The 15,369-nt window shown below is 67.9% G+C and carries 15 protein-coding genes; 12 read left to right on the plus strand and 3 right to left on the minus strand.

The genetic code is table 11. The features are described 5' to 3' along the window. Positions 1–2: 2 nt before the first annotated feature. Complete coding sequence (locus V7067_RS00525; protein ID WP_334173911.1) at positions 3–935, minus strand: GntR family transcriptional regulator; 933 nt, start codon at positions 933–935, stop codon at positions 3–5. A 311-nt stretch (positions 936–1,246) separates the two neighbouring features. Here V7067_RS00525 and V7067_RS00530 point away from each other — a divergent pair, with 311 nt between their 5' ends. The 11 genes from V7067_RS00530 (at position 1,247) to V7067_RS00580 (ending at position 12,550) form a co-directional block, all read left to right on the plus strand. Then, positions 1,247–2,320, plus strand: coding sequence for a spermidine/putrescine ABC transporter substrate-binding protein (locus V7067_RS00530; protein WP_334173912.1), 1,074 nt, complete (start codon positions 1,247–1,249; stop codon positions 2,318–2,320). Between the two features lie 223 nt (positions 2,321–2,543). Next, positions 2,544–3,344, plus strand: a complete 801-nt coding sequence (locus V7067_RS00535) for an ABC transporter permease (protein WP_334173972.1) — start codon at positions 2,544–2,546, stop codon at positions 3,342–3,344. Beyond that, the gene (locus V7067_RS00540; protein ID WP_334173913.1) at positions 3,341–4,123 is read left to right on the plus strand and encodes an ABC transporter permease; all 783 of its coding nucleotides are present in this window, start codon (positions 3,341–3,343) and stop codon (positions 4,121–4,123) included. Before V7067_RS00535 ends, V7067_RS00540 begins: the two co-directional genes overlap by 4 nt. Further along, positions 4,120–5,190, plus strand: a complete 1,071-nt coding sequence (locus V7067_RS00545) for an ABC transporter ATP-binding protein (protein ID WP_334173914.1) — start codon at positions 4,120–4,122, stop codon at positions 5,188–5,190. Before V7067_RS00540 ends, V7067_RS00545 begins: the two co-directional genes overlap by 4 nt. Positions 5,191–5,230: 40 nt before the next feature. Then, a complete protein-coding gene (locus tag V7067_RS00550) occupies positions 5,231–6,526 on the plus strand; it encodes a glycosyltransferase (RefSeq protein WP_334173915.1) in 1,296 nt (431 codons plus the stop codon). Next, positions 6,519–6,896 carry a cupin domain-containing protein gene (locus V7067_RS00555; protein WP_334173916.1) on the plus strand — a complete coding sequence of 126 codons (378 nt, stop codon included), beginning with the start codon at positions 6,519–6,521 and terminating at the stop codon, positions 6,894–6,896. The genes V7067_RS00550 and V7067_RS00555 overlap by 8 nt, the downstream gene beginning before the upstream one ends. Positions 6,897–6,935: 39 nt before the next feature. Further along, positions 6,936–7,280 (plus strand): cupin domain-containing protein, encoded by a 345-nt coding sequence (locus V7067_RS00560; RefSeq protein WP_334173917.1) that lies wholly within the window; start codon positions 6,936–6,938, stop codon positions 7,278–7,280. 7 nt (positions 7,281–7,287) lie between these two features. After that, a complete protein-coding gene (locus tag V7067_RS00565) occupies positions 7,288–8,289 on the plus strand; it encodes a phosphotransferase (protein ID WP_334173918.1) in 1,002 nt (333 codons plus the stop codon). An 11-nt stretch (positions 8,290–8,300) separates the two neighbouring features. Then, positions 8,301–9,806 (plus strand): aldehyde dehydrogenase family protein, encoded by a 1,506-nt coding sequence (locus tag V7067_RS00570; protein WP_334173919.1) that lies wholly within the window; start codon positions 8,301–8,303, stop codon positions 9,804–9,806. A gap of 78 nt (positions 9,807–9,884) precedes the next feature. After that, a complete protein-coding gene (locus tag V7067_RS00575) occupies positions 9,885–11,075 on the plus strand; it encodes a saccharopine dehydrogenase NADP-binding domain-containing protein (protein WP_334173920.1) in 1,191 nt (396 codons plus the stop codon). A 5-nt stretch (positions 11,076–11,080) separates the two neighbouring features. Further along, on the plus strand, positions 11,081–12,550 hold the full coding sequence (locus V7067_RS00580; RefSeq protein WP_334173921.1) for an aldehyde dehydrogenase family protein: 1,470 nt from the start codon (positions 11,081–11,083) through the stop codon (positions 12,548–12,550). Between the two features lie 225 nt (positions 12,551–12,775). Here the strand turns inward: V7067_RS00580 and V7067_RS00585 are convergent, their stop codons facing one another. Then, positions 12,776–13,312 carry a MarR family transcriptional regulator gene (locus V7067_RS00585; RefSeq protein WP_334173922.1) on the minus strand — a complete coding sequence of 179 codons (537 nt, stop codon included), beginning with the start codon at positions 13,310–13,312 and terminating at the stop codon, positions 12,776–12,778. A gap of 66 nt (positions 13,313–13,378) precedes the next feature. Here V7067_RS00585 and V7067_RS00590 point away from each other — a divergent pair, with 66 nt between their 5' ends. Beyond that, positions 13,379–14,263, plus strand: coding sequence for an EamA family transporter (locus tag V7067_RS00590; protein ID WP_334173923.1), 885 nt, complete (start codon positions 13,379–13,381; stop codon positions 14,261–14,263). Positions 14,264–14,316: 53 nt separating this feature from the next. Here the strand turns inward: V7067_RS00590 and V7067_RS00595 are convergent. Then, on the minus strand, positions 14,317–15,369 hold a 1,053-nt coding region (locus tag V7067_RS00595), incomplete at its 5' end, for an NAD(P)-dependent alcohol dehydrogenase (protein ID WP_334173924.1).

Raw genomic sequence — 15,369 nt, forward strand, 5'->3', positions numbered from 1 at the left:
GCTCACGTCGCCACGATCCTCAGTCCAGCCGGCACGCCGCGGCCCAGAAGGCGCGGTCGCTGGGTGCGCGACAGGCGCAGATGAACCCGCATCAGATCCGCGGCCAGTTCCATCTGCCCGCGCTCGATCTGCTCCAGAATCTGAAGGTGTTCGCGGGTCGATTGCAGCAGACGAAAGACGCTGACGCTGGAATGCGGCTGTGCGGTACGACGGCGACGGTGATGATTCAAGAGGGCCTCTTCCAGAAACGGATTGCCGCAGGCGCGTGCAATCATCGCATGGAACTCGTCATCGCAGCGCTCGAACAGCCTCCGGTCGAACTCCGGCTCGCCGCCGGCCACCAGCGCCTCCATGGCCTGCCGCAGCCCGGCCAGCACCGCCGGATCGGCGCGGAACCCCGGCGAAAGCAGCGCCGCCGGCTCGGTCAGCAACCGGAATTCAAAACTGTGGCCAAGCGCCTCGCCGCTCATGCCCACCGGCTTGAAAATCCACTGCTGGCCGGCCGCCCGCTCCACGAGCTGCTCCTCAACCAGTCTTTGCAACACATTTAGTACCGTTGCGCGGCTGGCATCGTAGCGCCGCTGCAGGGCCGCCACGGTCTGCCCCTCGGCGATGCGCCGGGCCGCCAGATCGCGCAGCACAGCCTCGTAGAACGCCTCCTCGTCGCTGGCCGCCAGCACCGGGTCGAAGCCGCTGAAGGCCGCCGGATCGACTGCCAGAACGAACCCGCCCTCGGCATCGGGAGAGAGCAGGCCCTGCTCGGCAAGGATTTGAAAAGCCTTCCTGACTGGCGTTCTGGAGACATTGCAGCGGGAGGCGACGAGCTGTTCCGGCAAATGTTCGCCGGGCTGCATTCCGCTTTCGCGCGCGACCGCGATGACCTGCTGGGCCAGATCGATGTGGCGCTGTTTCAGCCGCTTCGTTTCGCCCGTCATCGTGGTTCCGTTTCCTCATCCGCCCGGCCCATGCTGCCCGCGCAGGGCCGCAGGCGCAAGCCTCCGGACGGTTCGGACGCGAAAAATTGCACCACGGCGCAGAATCTCGTTGACGTATTTTTTTGCGGAATAATACTGTTCTCCATCGGGCGAGACAGAACCGCGCCAACGGTCGGCGCCCGCATGACGACAGAGGACGAACAGCCGGGTGCCGGGCGCACGAGCGCGCAGGGCTCCCGCCATGATGGGGACGCGATTGGCCGGGCCGGCGCCGCCGCCCGCAATGCCGATTGCAAACGGGAGATCCGTTCATGACCAACGCAGCGCGCCCGGTGGCGCGGACCGCTCTTGCGGCCGCCGCTGGCCTTGGCTTTGCCGTGCTGGGCCTTGTGCCGGCCACCGCCGAAGCCGCCGATCTCGTCATCTCCAACTGGACCGGCTACATGGCGCCGGATATCGCCGAACGCTTCAAGGCGGCGACCGGGCTGGAGATCGAGGTGGTCAACCATGCCACCAACGAAGAGATCATGGGCAAGCTCGTTGCCGGCAAGGGCAAGGGTTATGATGTGGTGTTCGTCTCCTCGCCGTTCGCGGAGATCCTGCACAACATGAAGCTGACGGCCCCCATCGAGGCCGGCAAGGTTCCCAACCTCAAGAACCTCTACCCGCAGGCCCGCGAGCTGGCCTATGACCCCGGCAACACCTTCTCGGTGCCCTACACCTGGGGCACCACCGGCCTGTGCTACCGCTCCGATCTGGTGAAAGGCGAGCCCGACAGCTGGTTTGCCCTGCTGAAGCCCGACGACCAGCTGAAGGGCAAGGTCACGATGCTGTCGACCGACCGCTGGCTGATGGCGGCGGGCCTCATTCCGCAGGGCTTCTCGGTCAATGCCACCGATCCGGCCGAAATCCGCAAGGCGACCGACCTGCTCATCGAGGCCAAGAAGACGCTTCTCGCCTACGATGACACCACCTTCTATTCCAAGCTCGTCTCGGGTGAGGCGCTTCTCGTGCAGGCCTGGGACGGCTGGTGCAATTACGGCATTGCCGAAAACCCGGCCATCAAGTTCGTGGTGCCGAAAGAAGGCTCCGACCTCTGGGTCGACACGATGGTGGTGATGGAGAATTCCGACCACAAGGACGCCGCGATGAAGTTCATCGACTTCATTCTGGCGCCGGAAAACCACGCCTGGGCCGCCCAGAACATCGACTACAAGGTGCCGAACAAGCCGGCCATGGAATCGCTTCCCGCCGATTTCCTGAAGCAGTTCCCCAACATGGCGATGACGCCCGACGAACTGATGAAATATCAGCTCATGCGCGATCTCGGCCCCGCCCAGCGCGAATATTCCCGCGCCGTCAGCGAGATCAAGGCCGCCAACTGATCCGGCCACGGCGGGCGCCCGGTGCCGGGGGCCCGCTCCTCGCCCCCGCCGCGGGGCGCCTTGCCGGTCTGTCCCGTCCGTTTTCCGTCCCCGCACTCTTGAAGGTCCGCGCCAGCCGGTGCGGCCGGAGGGAACCCGCGTGTCGTCTGCCACGCTCCGCAACCGCCTCTTCAATGCGCCGAACGCGCTGGTCGCGCCGGGCGTGTTGTGGCTGTGCGTCTTCATGCTGGCGCCGTGCGCCATGGTGCTGGTCTATTCGGTGTTCACCCGCGGCCTCTATGGCGGGGTCGATACCATCCTCACCGCCGAGAACTTCATCCGCGTCGCCGATCCGCTCTATGCCCGCATCTTCCTGACATCCGTGCGCATCGCCGGTCTGGCGACGCTGATTGCCGTGCTGATCGCCTATCCCGCTGCCTATGCCATCGCTGCGGCGCCGCGCCACCGGCAGGGGGCGCTGCTGTTTCTGGCCGTGCTGCCGTTCTGGTCCAACTACCTGATCCGCACCTATGCGTGGATCGTGCTTCTGAACCGCGAGGGCCTCATCAACGGGGCGCTGAAGGCGGCGGGCTATGGCGGCGAGCCGCTGTCGCTGCTCTACAGCGAAGGCGCCGTCATCACCGGCCTCGTCTACAACTACCTGCCGTTCGTCATTCTGGCGGTCTATGCCTCGCTGTCGCGCCTCGACCGCTCGCTGGTGGAAGCCTCGCGCGATCTCGGCGGGTCGGCCGCCACCACCTTCCTGCGCGTGACGCTGCCGCTCACCATGCCGGGCATTGCCGCGGGGGCGGTGTTCGTCTTCGTGCTCTCCATCGGCAATTTCGTCACCCCCGCCCTGCTCGGCGGCGGCCGGTTCCAGATGATCGGCAATGTCGTCTACGACCAGTTCCTCACCGCCAACGACTGGCCGTTCGGCGCCGCCCTGGGCCTGATCCTGATCGTCATCATGCTGCTGGTGCTCATGTTGCAGGCGCGCCTTGCGGCGCGGGCCGGCGGCGAGCCGCGCACGGAGGCCGCCCGATGAGACAGCACCGCCTCGCCGGCCGCCTCGTGCTCGCCGCGCTGTTTGCCTTTCTCTATGTGCCGATCGGCGTGGTCGTGGCGCTCTCGTTCAACGACGCCGGCCTGCCGACGGTGTGGTCGGGCTTCTCGCTGCGCTGGTACGGCCGGCTGGCGGAAAACGGCGACATTCTCGCCGCGGCCCGGCACACCCTGATCGTGGCGGTGGCCGCCACCCTCATTTCCACCGCGCTCGGCACCCTGCTGGCGCTGGGCATCGAGACCCGCCGCCGCAAGAGCCGGGGGCTCGAAGCGCTCGTTTTCGCGCCGATGATCATCCCCGACATCGTGCTGGCGGTGGCGCTGCTGTCGTTCTTCTCGTGGCTCGACGTGACGATGGGGCTGCACACCATCATCGTCAGCCATGTGGTGTTCGATCTCGCCTTCGTCTGTGCCGTGGTGCGGGCGCGGCTGAAATCGTTCGATTTCTCCCTTGTCGAGGCCTCGCGCGATCTCGGCGCCCCGGCCATCACCACGTTCTTCCGCATCACCCTGCCGGTGATCCTGCCGGCGGTCATCGCCGGGGCATTGCTGGCGTTCACGCTGTCGGTCGACGAATTCATCATCGCCTTCTTCACCGCCGGTCCCGGCCGGGATTCCATCACGCTGCCCATGCAAATCTATTCGATGATCCGCTTCGGCGTGACGCCGGAGATCAATGCCCTCGCCACGCTGGTGATGGCCGTGAGCGTGATTGCGCTCGTCATCTCCCAGCGCTTCAACAAGGGAGGGATGATGCCATGAGCGCCCCGAAAACCGTGCTCGGCATCGACCATGTCGTGAAGCGCTTCGGCGCAGCGACGGCGGTGGCCGGTATTTCGCTCGATATCCGCGAGAACGAGTTCTTCGCGCTGCTCGGGCCTTCCGGCTGCGGCAAGACCACGCTGCTGCGCATGCTGGCCGGCTTCGAGATGCCGACCGGCGGCCGTATCCTGCTCGACGGGGTGGATATCGCCCCGGTGCCGCCCAACCGGCGACCGGTCAACCTGATGTTCCAGTCCTACGCGCTGTTCCCGCACATGAGCGTGCGCGCCAACATCGCCTACGGGCTGGAGATGGAACGGCTGAAGAAGCCGGAAATCGCCGCCCGCGTCGACGCCATTCTGGAGACGACCCACCTCACCGCGCTGGCCGACCGCCGGCCGGAACAGCTCTCCGGCGGCCAGCGTCAGCGCGTGGCGCTGGCCCGCGCGCTCGTCAAGCGGCCGCGCGTGCTGCTGCTCGACGAACCGCTCGGTGCGCTCGACAAGAAGCTGCGCGAGGCCATGCAGATGGAGCTGAAGCGCCTGCAGCACGAAGTCGGCATCACCTTCGTGATGGTGACCCACGATCAGGAAGAAGCCCTCGTGATGGCCGACCGCATGGCGGTGCTGAAGGACGGCCGCCTGCTGCAATGCGACACGCCGCACGCCATCTATGAGCACCCGGCCGACCGTTTCGTCGCCGACTTCATCGGCGTCATGAACTTTGCCGAAGGCCGCGTCGTTGACGGCGGGGTGGAGGCGGCCGGCGGCGTCCTCATCCGCGCCGGCCAGCCGGCCGGGCTGGCCCCCGGCGCCGCCGCCGTTGCGGCGGTGCGGCCGGAACGGCTGCACCTTTTCCGCGAGGGCGCCGAGAACAGCGTCACCGGCCGCGTGGAGGCCGTCGCCTACCACGGCCTCGACCTGCAGCTTCACGTCAGGACGCCGCTTGCCGCCCGCCCGTTCCTCGTGCGGCTGACCGCCGACGATGCCGACCGGCGCCCCGTCGACGTGGGCGACGAGATCCGTCTCGGCTTCCGCGCCGCCGACACGCGCCTGTTCGCCGCCTGATTTCCCCAGACCTTTCCAGAGACCTCCGGGAGCATAAAAAATGGCCCCAAAGACCATCGCCTTCTTTCCCGAGGCCGCCTTCGGGCCGGCGCTCAATTCCGTGGGCATCGCGCAGGCCGTGGAAGCCCTCGGCCACAGGGCGGTCTTCCTGTCCGATCCCGGCTTCGTCGAAGTCTATGAGGGCTATGGCTTCGAAGCCCATCCGGTCAACCTGTCGGAGCCGATGCCGGCCGAGCAGATGGCGAAGTTCTGGGAAGACTTCATTAACGGCCACATCCCCAATTTCCGCAAGTCGCCCTACGACCAGATCGACAACTATGTGAAGGACTGCTGGACCGCAATCGTCGACAGCGCCAAATGGGCGGAAAAGGATCTGCCGGGCGTTCTGGAGCGGATTCAGCCGGACCTCATCTGCGTCGATAACGTCATTCTGTTCCCAGCCATCAAGCGCTTCGGCAAGCCGTGGGTGCGCATCATCTCGTGCTCGGAAAACGAGATCGAGGACGACGCCATTCCGCCGCACCTTTCCGGCTGTGCCGAGAACGACCATGAAGGCCACGCCCGTTTCCGGGCGCACTTCAACGACGTGATCCGGCCGATCCACGACGATTTCAACGCCTTCCTTTCGGCATGCGGCGAGGCACCCTATCCGCTGGGGCAGTTCTTCGAGGCCTCGCCCTACATGAACCTGCTGCTTTACCCCGAGGCAGTGAAGTTCCACCGCGCCCATCCGCTGCCGCCCGCGCAGTTCCAGTATCTGGAAGGCTGCGTGCGGCAGGAGAAGCCCTATGACGTGCCGGTCTTCAAGGCCCACAACGACAAGCCGCTGCTCTATATTTCGTTCGGCAGCCTCGGCTCCGGCGACGTGGACCTTCTGAAGCGGATCATCGACACCGTCGGCCGGCTGCCCTACCGCGCGCTGGTCAATGTCGGCGGTTACAAGGAGCAGTACGACAGCGTGCCGGACAACGTGATCATCGACAGCTGGTTTCCGCAGCCGTCCGTGATCCCGCAGGTCGATGCCGTCATTCATCACGGCGGCAACAACTCGTTCACCGAGTGCCTCTACTTCGGCAAGCCCGCAATCATCATGCCTTACGTGTGGGATGGCCACGACAACGCCACCCGCGTGCAGGAGACCGGCCACGGTTTCTCCATGCCGCGCTACGACTGGAGCGACGCGGATCTGGCCGAAAAGCTCGCCGCCTGCGTCGGCGATCCGGCCATGAAGGCCAGACTTGCCGCCACCGGTGCCTCGATGCGCGCCGCCAGCGGCCCGGCGAAGGCCGCGGCCATTCTCGACACGCTGGTGAAGGGAGAGGTCTTCCATGGCTGATCAGACAAAGGCCGATCCCCGCGCCTCCACCGCCCCGCACATCGCCGGCGCAACGACCTATGCCGACCTCGCCGACTGGGGCACCCAGCCGGATGCCATCGAGCCCGGGTCGCACTCCTCCGGCCGCCTGTTGTGGAAGGGGCCGGGCGGCCAGCCGGAATCCGGCCTGTGGGTGTGCACGCCCGGCCGCTGGCGCCTTTCCATTCCGCGCGACGAACTCTGCCACTTCGTCGCCGGCCGCGCGACCTATGTGCGCGACGATGGCGAAGTGATCGCCGTCGAACCCGGCACGGTGGTGCTGTTTCCCGCCGGCTGGAGCGGCGAGTGCACCGTGCACGAGACCATGCGCAACCTCTACATGCTGGCCTGATGGCTGGTCTTAAATCCCATAAAAAGAGAGCATAACATCATGACCACGCCTGTCATGCGCAACCCGCTGGACGTGACCGACCTCGTGGACTGGGGCGTGATCCCGACCATGATCGAGGGCGAATCCCGCACGTCCGGCAAGCTGCTGCACAAGGGGCCGGAAGGGCGCTCGGAATGCGGTCTCTGGGTCTGCACGCCCGGCAAATGGGCCTGCCATGTGACGCGCGACGAGTTCTGCCATTTCCTGTCGGGCCGGGCGACCTATGTGCACGAGAACGGCGAGGTGATCGAGATCACGCCCGATACCGCCGCCTTCTTCCCGCAGGACTGGAAGGGCGTGTGCACCGTTCATGAGACGGTGCGCAAGGTCTACATGATCCGGTGAGGGCGCTATGACGGCAGCAGGCGATCTGCGCGCGGCCGAACGGCAGCGCTTTGCGGAAGAGGCCGGGTTTGGCGGGGCGCTGGTCGCCCTGCCCTCGGATGCCTCGCCGCGCCGCTATTTCCGCCTGCCCGGCGCCCTGCTGATGGACGCCGGCGCGGGGGCGGCGGATTTTCCGCCGTTCCTCGCCATCGCCGCCCATCTGAAGCGCCTCGGGCTTTCCGCCCCGGCCATCCTCGCCGCAGATGCAGCGCGGGGGCTGGCGGTGATCGAGGATTTCGGCGCCGACACCTTCACCCGGCTGCTCGCCGCCGGGCGGGCCGAAGCCCCGCTTTACGAGCTGGCGGTCGATGCGCTGGCCGCCCTGCACACCGCCCCGCAGGCCACCGGCATCGCCGTGCCGGCCTACGATCTCGGGCCGCTCCGGGAAGAGCTGGAGATGTTCACTGGCTGGTTCGTGCCCGCGGTGGCACCGGGCCTCGATGCCGGGGCGTTCGCGGATCGCTTTCTCGGGTTGTGGCAGCAGAAGCTGGCCGGCGTTGCCACCGTGCGAGAGGCACTGGTGCTGCGCGACTATCATGTCGACAACCTGATGGTCGTTGCCGGCCGCAGCGGCGTGGCGGCCTGCGGCCTGCTCGATTTTCAGGACGCCCTGCTGGGGTCCGCCGCCTACGACCTCGTGTCGCTGACACAGGATGCCCGCCGCGATCTGACCCCGGGGCTGGAGCCGGCCCTTGTGAGCCGTTATCTCGCTGCCCGCCCGGACCTCGATCCGGCGGCATTCACCGCCGGGTACTGGCTGCTCGCCGCCCACCGCCACACCAAGATCGCCGGCAATTTCGAACGCCTGTCGAAGCGCGACGGCAAGCACGGCTATCTCGTCCACATTCCCCGCGTGCTGCGCCTGCTCGACCGGGCGCTCGGCGAAGCCGGCCTCACCGACATCCGCGCCCTGATGGACGCGCACTTGCCCGGCTGGCGCCGCCATGCCCCGGCCGCACCGGCGGCCTGAAGGATTTCATCATGCTCGATCCGCATCAGCCGGTCTATTTCTGCAATCCCGACCTTCTGCCCGCCGCGGGCCGTGTCGTTTCCGTCAGCGATCCCGCCACGCTGGAGCCCGTCGGCCGTTTCGCCGAGACGACAGACGACGAGATCGCGACCGTTCTGGAGCGCGTCGGCACGGCCCAGAAGCAGTGGGCGAAGCTCGACGCCAAGACCCGCGCCACCGCGCTGCACCGCCTTGCCGGCGCCATCGAGCAGGCCGACCTGAAATATTGCGCCACCCTGATGACGCGCGAGATGGGCAAACCCTATCCCGAGGCCATCGGCGAGATCGCCAACTGCGCCGGCATCTTCCGCTATTATGCCGAAATGGCCCGCGACGAGGCCGGCAAGGTTGCCGGCACCACGGAGGCCGGCTCGTTCCAGTATGCGCGCTATGAGCCTTATGGCGTCAGCGTGCACATCATGCCCTTCAACTTTCCCGTGCTGCTGATGTGCTGGACGGTGGCGGCCTCGCTGGCCGCCGGCAATGGCTGCATCATCAAGCCTGCGCCGGCGACGACCCTGTCGACGCTGGAGTTCATGCGGCTGTTCAGTGTGCTGCCGGAGGGGCTGGTGGCCTGCCTGCCCGGCGGCGCGGGCGTGGCCGCCGCGCTGATCGCCTCCGACAAAACCCATGCCGTGGCCTTCACCGGCTCCGTGGCCGCCGGCAGGCAGGTGGCGATGGAAGCGGCGGCCCGCATGAAGCCGGCGGTCATCGAGGCCGGCGGCAGCGACCCGCTGATCGTCACCGCCCATGCCCCGCTCGATGTGGCTGCCGCCGGCGCCGTCACGGCGGCCTTCCATCTCTCCGGTCAGGTGTGCACGTCTGCGGAGCGCTTCTTCGTGGTCGATGCCGTCCACGATGCCTTCGTGGCCGCGTTCCGCGCGCAGGCGCTGCGCCTTCGGATCGGCCACGGGCTGGAGCGCTCGGAGATCGGCCCCCTCGTCAGCGAGGCCGCCCGTGCCAAGGTCATCCGACTGGTCGACGATGCCGTTGAAAAAGGCGCGACGGTCGTTCTCGGCGGGCGGATACCGCCCTCCCGGCCGGTCGGCTGGTTCTATGAGCCGACGATCCTGACCGGCTGCACCCCCGACATGGCGATCATGCGCGAGGAGTGCTTCGGCCCCGTGGCCGCCATCTGCCGGGTGCCGGATTTCGATGCCGCCATCGAGCAGGCCAACGACAGCCCGTTCGGGCTCGGCGCCTCGGTCTTCACCACCGCGCTCGACGAGGCGATGGAGGCGGCGGAGCGGCTGCAGTCGGGCATGGTGTGGGTCAACAATCCGCTGATCGACAACGACGCCCTGCCCTTCGGCGGCTGGAAGGCCTCCGGCCTCGGGCGCGAACTCGGCCGGCAGGGCCTCGATGCCTTCCGCCGCTCCAAGATGGTGATCATCGACCACAAGCCGGTCGTGAAGGGCTGGTGGTACCCCTATCCCGACGACTGGTTTTTCGAGGCCGGCGGCCGCAGGCACGCCTGACAGGGCCAGCCTGCCGCGCCGGACCGGGCGCCCTGCCGGGCGCCGCTGCCTTCAATCCTGCGATGTGAGTGAATGTCCATGAAAATCACGCTTCTCGGTGGCGCCGGCCTGATGGGTGCCGGCATCGTGCGCGACCTGCTCTCCGACCGGGCAATCGTGCCGGTCGATGCGGTGCGCATCTGCGATGCCTCCGAGGCCCGCATGGCCGCGCTGGTGGCCGAACTCGGCGATCCGCGGCTGGAGACCTTCGCGCTCGATGTTTCCGACGATGCCGGCCTTGCGGCCGCGCTGGCGGGGGCGGATATCTGCATCAACGCCGTGCCGACGCTGCTCGGCTTCCAGATGCGCATTTTCGAGGCGGCCCTTGCCGCCCGCGTGCCTTATCTGGACCTCGGCGGTCTGGGCGTCTTCACCGTGAAGCAGATCGCCGAGCACGAGCGCTTCCGCGCCGCCGGCGTCACCGCCGTGGTCGGCACCGGGTCCGACCCGGGCATGTCGAACGTGCTGTGCCGGGCGGTGGCCGATGAACTGGACACCATCGAGCGCATCAATCTCTACTGGGCGGCCGAACTGATCGGCCCGGAAAACCCGGTGCTGGTGCCGCCCTATTCGATCTCCACGGTGCTCGCCGAATATGCCCAGCCCAGCACCCAGTTCCTCGACGGCCGGCATGTGGAATGCGCCCCCCTGACCGGCGTTGAGACCCTCGACCTGCCGGAGCCCTGGGGCCGGTGCAGCTTCATGTATTCGCCCCATTCCGAACAGCTCACCGTGCCCCTTGCCGAAGGCATTGCCGAGAAGGGCATCCGCGAATTCACCTGGAAACTGCATCTGCCGCACCGCGAGCATGAAGCCTGGGTGGGGCTGGTGAAGGCCGGCTTCGGCATCAACAACGACCCCGTGACGGTCGGCGGCACGGCGGTGAAGCCGCTCGATGTGCTCTCTGCCGTCATCGCCCGCAACATTGCCGAAAACCAGAGCCGCATCCCCGCACAGCAGAGCCACGAAATCCACTTCGCGATCGGCCGCGGCACCCGCGCGGGCAAGCCGGCGACGGTGCGCTGCGAGGTGATCATCACGCCGGATCCGCTCTATGACGGCTATGTTGATGCCGGCACCTCCATGAACGCCTCCATCGCCGCCCAGCTCATGCTTGCCCGCCCGCTGCGCCCGGGCGTTTATGCGCCGGAAAGCTATTTCAACGTCGCCGATTACATGGCCGAGCTTGAAAAGCGCCGCTTCCGGGTGCGCACCGTCATCGGGGAGTGAGCACCATGGCCGGGACCCTGTTCATCGACGGTGCCTTTGTGGCCGCAAAGACCGGCGAAAGCCTCGACGTGATCGACCCGGCCACGGAAGCCGTGATCGCAACCGTCGCCGCAGCCGGGCCGGCCGATATCGACCTTGCCGTCAGCGCGGCCCGGCGGGCGTTCGACACCGGCCCCTGGCCGTCGCTCTCCGGCGCCGCGCGGGCGGCTGTGCTGCAGAACATCGCCGACGGCATCCGCGCCGCCGCCGGCGAACTGGCCCGGCTGGAGGTGCAGGACAACGGCAAGCCGCTGCCCGAAGCAGACTGGGACATTGCCGACGCGGCCGGCTGCTTTGAGTTCTATGCCGGGCTCGCCGCCGGCTTCGACGGCCATGAGGAAGAAGCGATTGCGCTGCCGGACGCCCGCTTTTCCGCCTGCGCCCGGCGCGAGCCGGTCGGCGTGGTCGGGGCGATCATTCCGTGGAACTATCCGCTGCTGATGGCGGCGTGGAAGGTGGCGCCGGCACTGGCGGCGGGCTGCACGGTGGTGCTGAAGCCCTCTGAACTCACGCCGCTGACGGCCGTGCGGCTGGCCGCCATTGCCCGCGATGCCGGCCTGCCGCCGGGCGTGCTCAATGTCGTTACCGGTGCCGGGCCCGCCGGGCAGGCGCTGGCGGACCATCCCGGCGTGGACAAGCTGGCCTTCACCGGCTCCGTTCCGACCGGGTCGAAGGTGATGCAGGCGGCTGCCCGCGATATCAAGCGGGTCAGCCTCGAACTCGGCGGCAAGTCGCCGTTCCTCGTCTTTGCCGACAGCGATGTCGGGAAGGTCGTGGAATGGATCATGTTCGGCATTTTCTGGAATCAGGGACAGGTCTGCTCCGCCACCTCGCGGGTGCTCGTGGAACGGCCGCTCTATCAGGCCGTTGTCGACCGTCTGGCGACCGAAGCGCGCCGCATCGTCATCGGCGGCGGATTTGAGGCCGGCGTCAAGCTCGGCCCTCTCGTCTCCGCCGGCCAGTACGCGAAGGTGGAAGCGGCCATCGCCCGCGGCATCGCCGGGGGCGCGCGCCTCGTCGCCGGCGGCCGGCGGCCGGAGGGCCGCCCGAAGGGCTATTTCCTCGAACCCACGGTCTTCGCCGACGTTCCCTTCGACAGCTTCATCTGGAAGGAGGAGATCTTCGGCCCCGTGGTCTGCCTCGCGCCCTTCGACAGCGAAGACGCTGCGATTGCGGAGGCCAACAACAGCCGCTTCGGCCTTGCGGCCGCCGTCATGTCGGCCGATGACGCCCGCACCGCACGCGTCGCCCGGCGCCTGCGCGCCGGCATCGTCTGGATCAACTGCTCGCAACCCACCTTCACCGAAGCGCCGTGGGGCGGCTACAAGCAATCCGGCTTCGGTCGCGAACTCGGCCGCTGGGGTTTCGAAAACTATCTCGAAACCAAGCAGATCACCCGCTTCGACGCCGACGAGCCGTGGGGCTGGTATCTCTGAGCGCCCCCAGCCGCCTCCCTCGGGCCTGAAGGAAAGTCCGCCTCTCCGATCGCGGCGGACGGTGCCCGCACGAACGGTGCGCCGTGATCTTCCCCGGAAGCGTGCGCCGGGTCGGGCCGTTCCGCGGTCCGCCCCGGCCGGGCCGGTTTCGTCCGGCGGGGGCGTGCGGGCCGCCACTGTCGTTCGCGGGCGAGCGCCTCACGGCCATGGCCGGCGGCAGGCCGGCTATCGCGCACGCGGGGGCTGGTTCGGTGCCGCGTCGGCCGGTGGCGGCGATTCCGGTTCGAAGCAGGCCAGCCATTTTGCCAGCAGCCGGTCCAGTTCGGCCGCCTCGGTCTGATCCAGCGCGCTGAGAAGGCGGTGCTCGTTGGCAACGTGTTCGCCGATCAGCCCGTCAATCAGCGCAAGGCCCTTCTCCGTCAGCGCCACCACGGTTCCGCGTCCGTCGGCCGGGTCCGGGGCGCGGGTAACGAGCCCGGCCTTTTCCAGCCGGTCGATGCGGTTGGTCATGGTGCCGGAGGTGACCATCGTCCACGCGATCAGGGCAGACGGGCTGAGCGCGTAGGGCGCGCCGGACCGGCGCAGGGTGGCCAGCACATCGAAGCTGGCGGCATTCAGCCCGCCGGCTTCGAACACCGCATCGAGGCGCAGGCTGAGATGGGTGACGAGCCGCTTGAGGCGCCCGAATGTGCCCATGGGGGCAACATCGAGGTCCGGCCGCTCGCGGTGCCACTGGTCGAGAATGCGGTCCACGTGATCCATGGCGGCACGCTAAACCGGCTTTATCTTGACATCAAGGCACCTCCATTTATCTTGACGTCGTGATAAATGGAGAAAGCCGTGGCCCGCCCGAGCGATATCGTCCTGACCGCCGCCGCGCCTGTGATCTGGGGCAGCACCTATATCGTCACCACGCAGATGCTGCCGGCGGGATATCCGCTGACGGTCAGCATGCTGCGCGCCCTGCCGGCCGGCCTGATCCTTCTTGCCGTCGTCCGCCGGCTGCCGCCCCGGATCTGGCTCGGCCGCATCTTCATTCTGGGCGCGCTGAACTTCACGCTGTTCTGGGCCGCCCTGTTCGTCGCGGCCTACCGGCTGCCGGGCGGCGTGGCGGCAACCCTCGGGGCAACCCAGCCGCTGATCGTGCTGATGCTCTCCCGCCCCGTTCTTGGCACCCCCGTTCGCCCGGCCGGTCTGATCGCCGCGCTGGCCGGCATCGCCGGCGTCGGCCTGCTGATCCTCGGACCGCAGGCACGGCTCGACCCGATCGGCGTTGCGGCCGCCCTCACAGGCGCACTGTCCATGGCGGCCGGCACGGTCATGACGCGCAAATGGCAGCCGCCCGCCTCGCCGCTGACGGTCACCGCCTGGCAACTCACCGCCGGCGGCCTGCTGCTGCTGCCCGTCGCCCTCGCTCTGGAGCCGGGCTTTCCAGTGCCGACCGCGCTCAACCTTGCGGGCTTTGCATGGCTGGGCCTGATCGGCGCTGCGCTGACCTATTTCTTCTGGTTCCGCGGCATTGCCCGGCTCGGCCCGGCCACGGTCACATCGTTCGGCTTTCTGAGCCCGCTGACCGCCGTCATCCTCGGCTGGCTCCTGCTCGGTCAGGCGCTGGGGCCGGCTCAGGCAACGGGCGCGGCAATCGTGCTGTTCAGCGTCTGGCTCGGCCAGCGCGCGGGCCAGCGCGCCGCCGCGCTGGCCGCCGCCCGCTGACGGGGCCGCGCGCGAAGAAGAGAGGTCCGGCCGCAGCGGCGGGCCGCCCCGTCTCAGGCGGCGGGGGCGTCCAGCGTTGCCATGTCGATGACGAAACGATAGCGCACGTCGGCCTTCTCAAGGCGCGCGAACGCCGCGTTGATCTGGTCCATGCGGATCATTTCCACATCCGGCAGCACGCCGGCCCGGGCGCAGAAATTCAGCATTTCCTGCGTCTCGGCAATGCCGCCGATGGGCGAACCGGCGATGCGGCGCCGCCCCATGATGAGCGGAACGGTGCTGGGCTCGGCAAGCGGGCCGACCTGACCGACCAGCACCAGCGTGCCGTCGATATCGAGCAGCGGCAGATAGGGGCCGATATCGTGCTTCACCGGCACCGTATCGATGATCAGGTCGAAGCCGCTGGCTGCCTGTGCCATCGCGGCCTCATCGCCGGAGACGAGAAGCCGGCCGGCGCCCAGCGCCAGCGCGTCCGCTTCCTTGCTGCCGGTGCGGCTCAGCACCGTCACATCCGCCCCCATCGCCGCCGCGAGCCTGACCGCCATGTGCCCGAGCCCGCCAAGGCCGACCACGCCGACCCGGCTGCCCGGCCCGACATTCCATGTGCGCAGTGGCGAATAGGTGGTGATCCCCGCGCACAGCAGCGGCGCCGTCCGCGAAAGGTCCAGCCCCTCCGGCACGCGCAGCACGAAAGCCTCGCGCACCACGAGATGCTTGGAATAGCCGCCAAAAGTCGGGGCGACCGGCTCGCAGGAGAAGCGATCCGTGTCGTTGTAGGTCTGGACATTGCCCCGGCGGCAGAGCTGCTCGACCCCCCTGCGGCACTGGTCGCAGTCCTGACAGGAATCCACCATGCATCCGACCGCGACATGATCGCCGATCTTGCAGCTCTGCACATCGCTGCCGATGCCGATGACCCGCCCCACGATCTCATGGCCGGGCACCAGCGGATAGCGGCTCCAGCCCCAGTCGTTGCGGGCCTGATGCAGGTCTGAATGGCAGACGCCGCAATAGAGAACCTCCATGGCGATGTCGTCGCGCCGAAGTGCCCGACGCTCGAAATCGAACGGTGCCAGCGGCGATTCCGCCGAACTTGCGGCATAACC

It is taken from the genome of Pseudoxanthobacter sp. (genome assembly GCF_036822375.1).
Taxonomy (GTDB): domain Bacteria; phylum Pseudomonadota; class Alphaproteobacteria; order Rhizobiales; family Segnochrobactraceae; genus Pseudoxanthobacter.

What these genes read in the sequence shown, in the direction of transcription:
- V7067_RS00585 (WP_334173922.1), bottom strand. Translation starts at nt 13,312, where the DNA reads ATGGATCACGTGGACCGCATTCTCGACCAGTGGCACCGCGAGCGGCCG.
- V7067_RS00530 (WP_334173912.1), top strand. Translation starts at nt 1,247, where the DNA reads ATGACCAACGCAGCGCGCCCGGTGGCGCGGACCGCTCTTGCGGCCGCC.
- V7067_RS00545 (WP_334173914.1), top strand. Translation starts at nt 4,120, where the DNA reads ATGAGCGCCCCGAAAACCGTGCTCGGCATCGACCATGTCGTGAAGCGC.
- V7067_RS00555 (WP_334173916.1), top strand. Translation starts at nt 6,519, where the DNA reads ATGGCTGATCAGACAAAGGCCGATCCCCGCGCCTCCACCGCCCCGCAC.
- V7067_RS00535 (WP_334173972.1), top strand. Translation starts at nt 2,544, where the DNA reads ATGCTGGCGCCGTGCGCCATGGTGCTGGTCTATTCGGTGTTCACCCGC.
- V7067_RS00525 (WP_334173911.1), bottom strand. Translation starts at nt 935, where the DNA reads ATGACGGGCGAAACGAAGCGGCTGAAACAGCGCCACATCGATCTGGCC.
- V7067_RS00590 (WP_334173923.1), top strand. Translation starts at nt 13,379, where the DNA reads ATGGAGAAAGCCGTGGCCCGCCCGAGCGATATCGTCCTGACCGCCGCC.
- V7067_RS00565 (WP_334173918.1), top strand. Translation starts at nt 7,288, where the DNA reads ATGACGGCAGCAGGCGATCTGCGCGCGGCCGAACGGCAGCGCTTTGCG.
- V7067_RS00560 (WP_334173917.1), top strand. Translation starts at nt 6,936, where the DNA reads ATGACCACGCCTGTCATGCGCAACCCGCTGGACGTGACCGACCTCGTG.
- V7067_RS00570 (WP_334173919.1), top strand. Translation starts at nt 8,301, where the DNA reads ATGCTCGATCCGCATCAGCCGGTCTATTTCTGCAATCCCGACCTTCTG.
- V7067_RS00580 (WP_334173921.1), top strand. Translation starts at nt 11,081, where the DNA reads ATGGCCGGGACCCTGTTCATCGACGGTGCCTTTGTGGCCGCAAAGACC.
- V7067_RS00550 (WP_334173915.1), top strand. Translation starts at nt 5,231, where the DNA reads ATGGCCCCAAAGACCATCGCCTTCTTTCCCGAGGCCGCCTTCGGGCCG.
- V7067_RS00540 (WP_334173913.1), top strand. Translation starts at nt 3,341, where the DNA reads ATGAGACAGCACCGCCTCGCCGGCCGCCTCGTGCTCGCCGCGCTGTTT.
- V7067_RS00575 (WP_334173920.1), top strand. Translation starts at nt 9,885, where the DNA reads ATGAAAATCACGCTTCTCGGTGGCGCCGGCCTGATGGGTGCCGGCATC.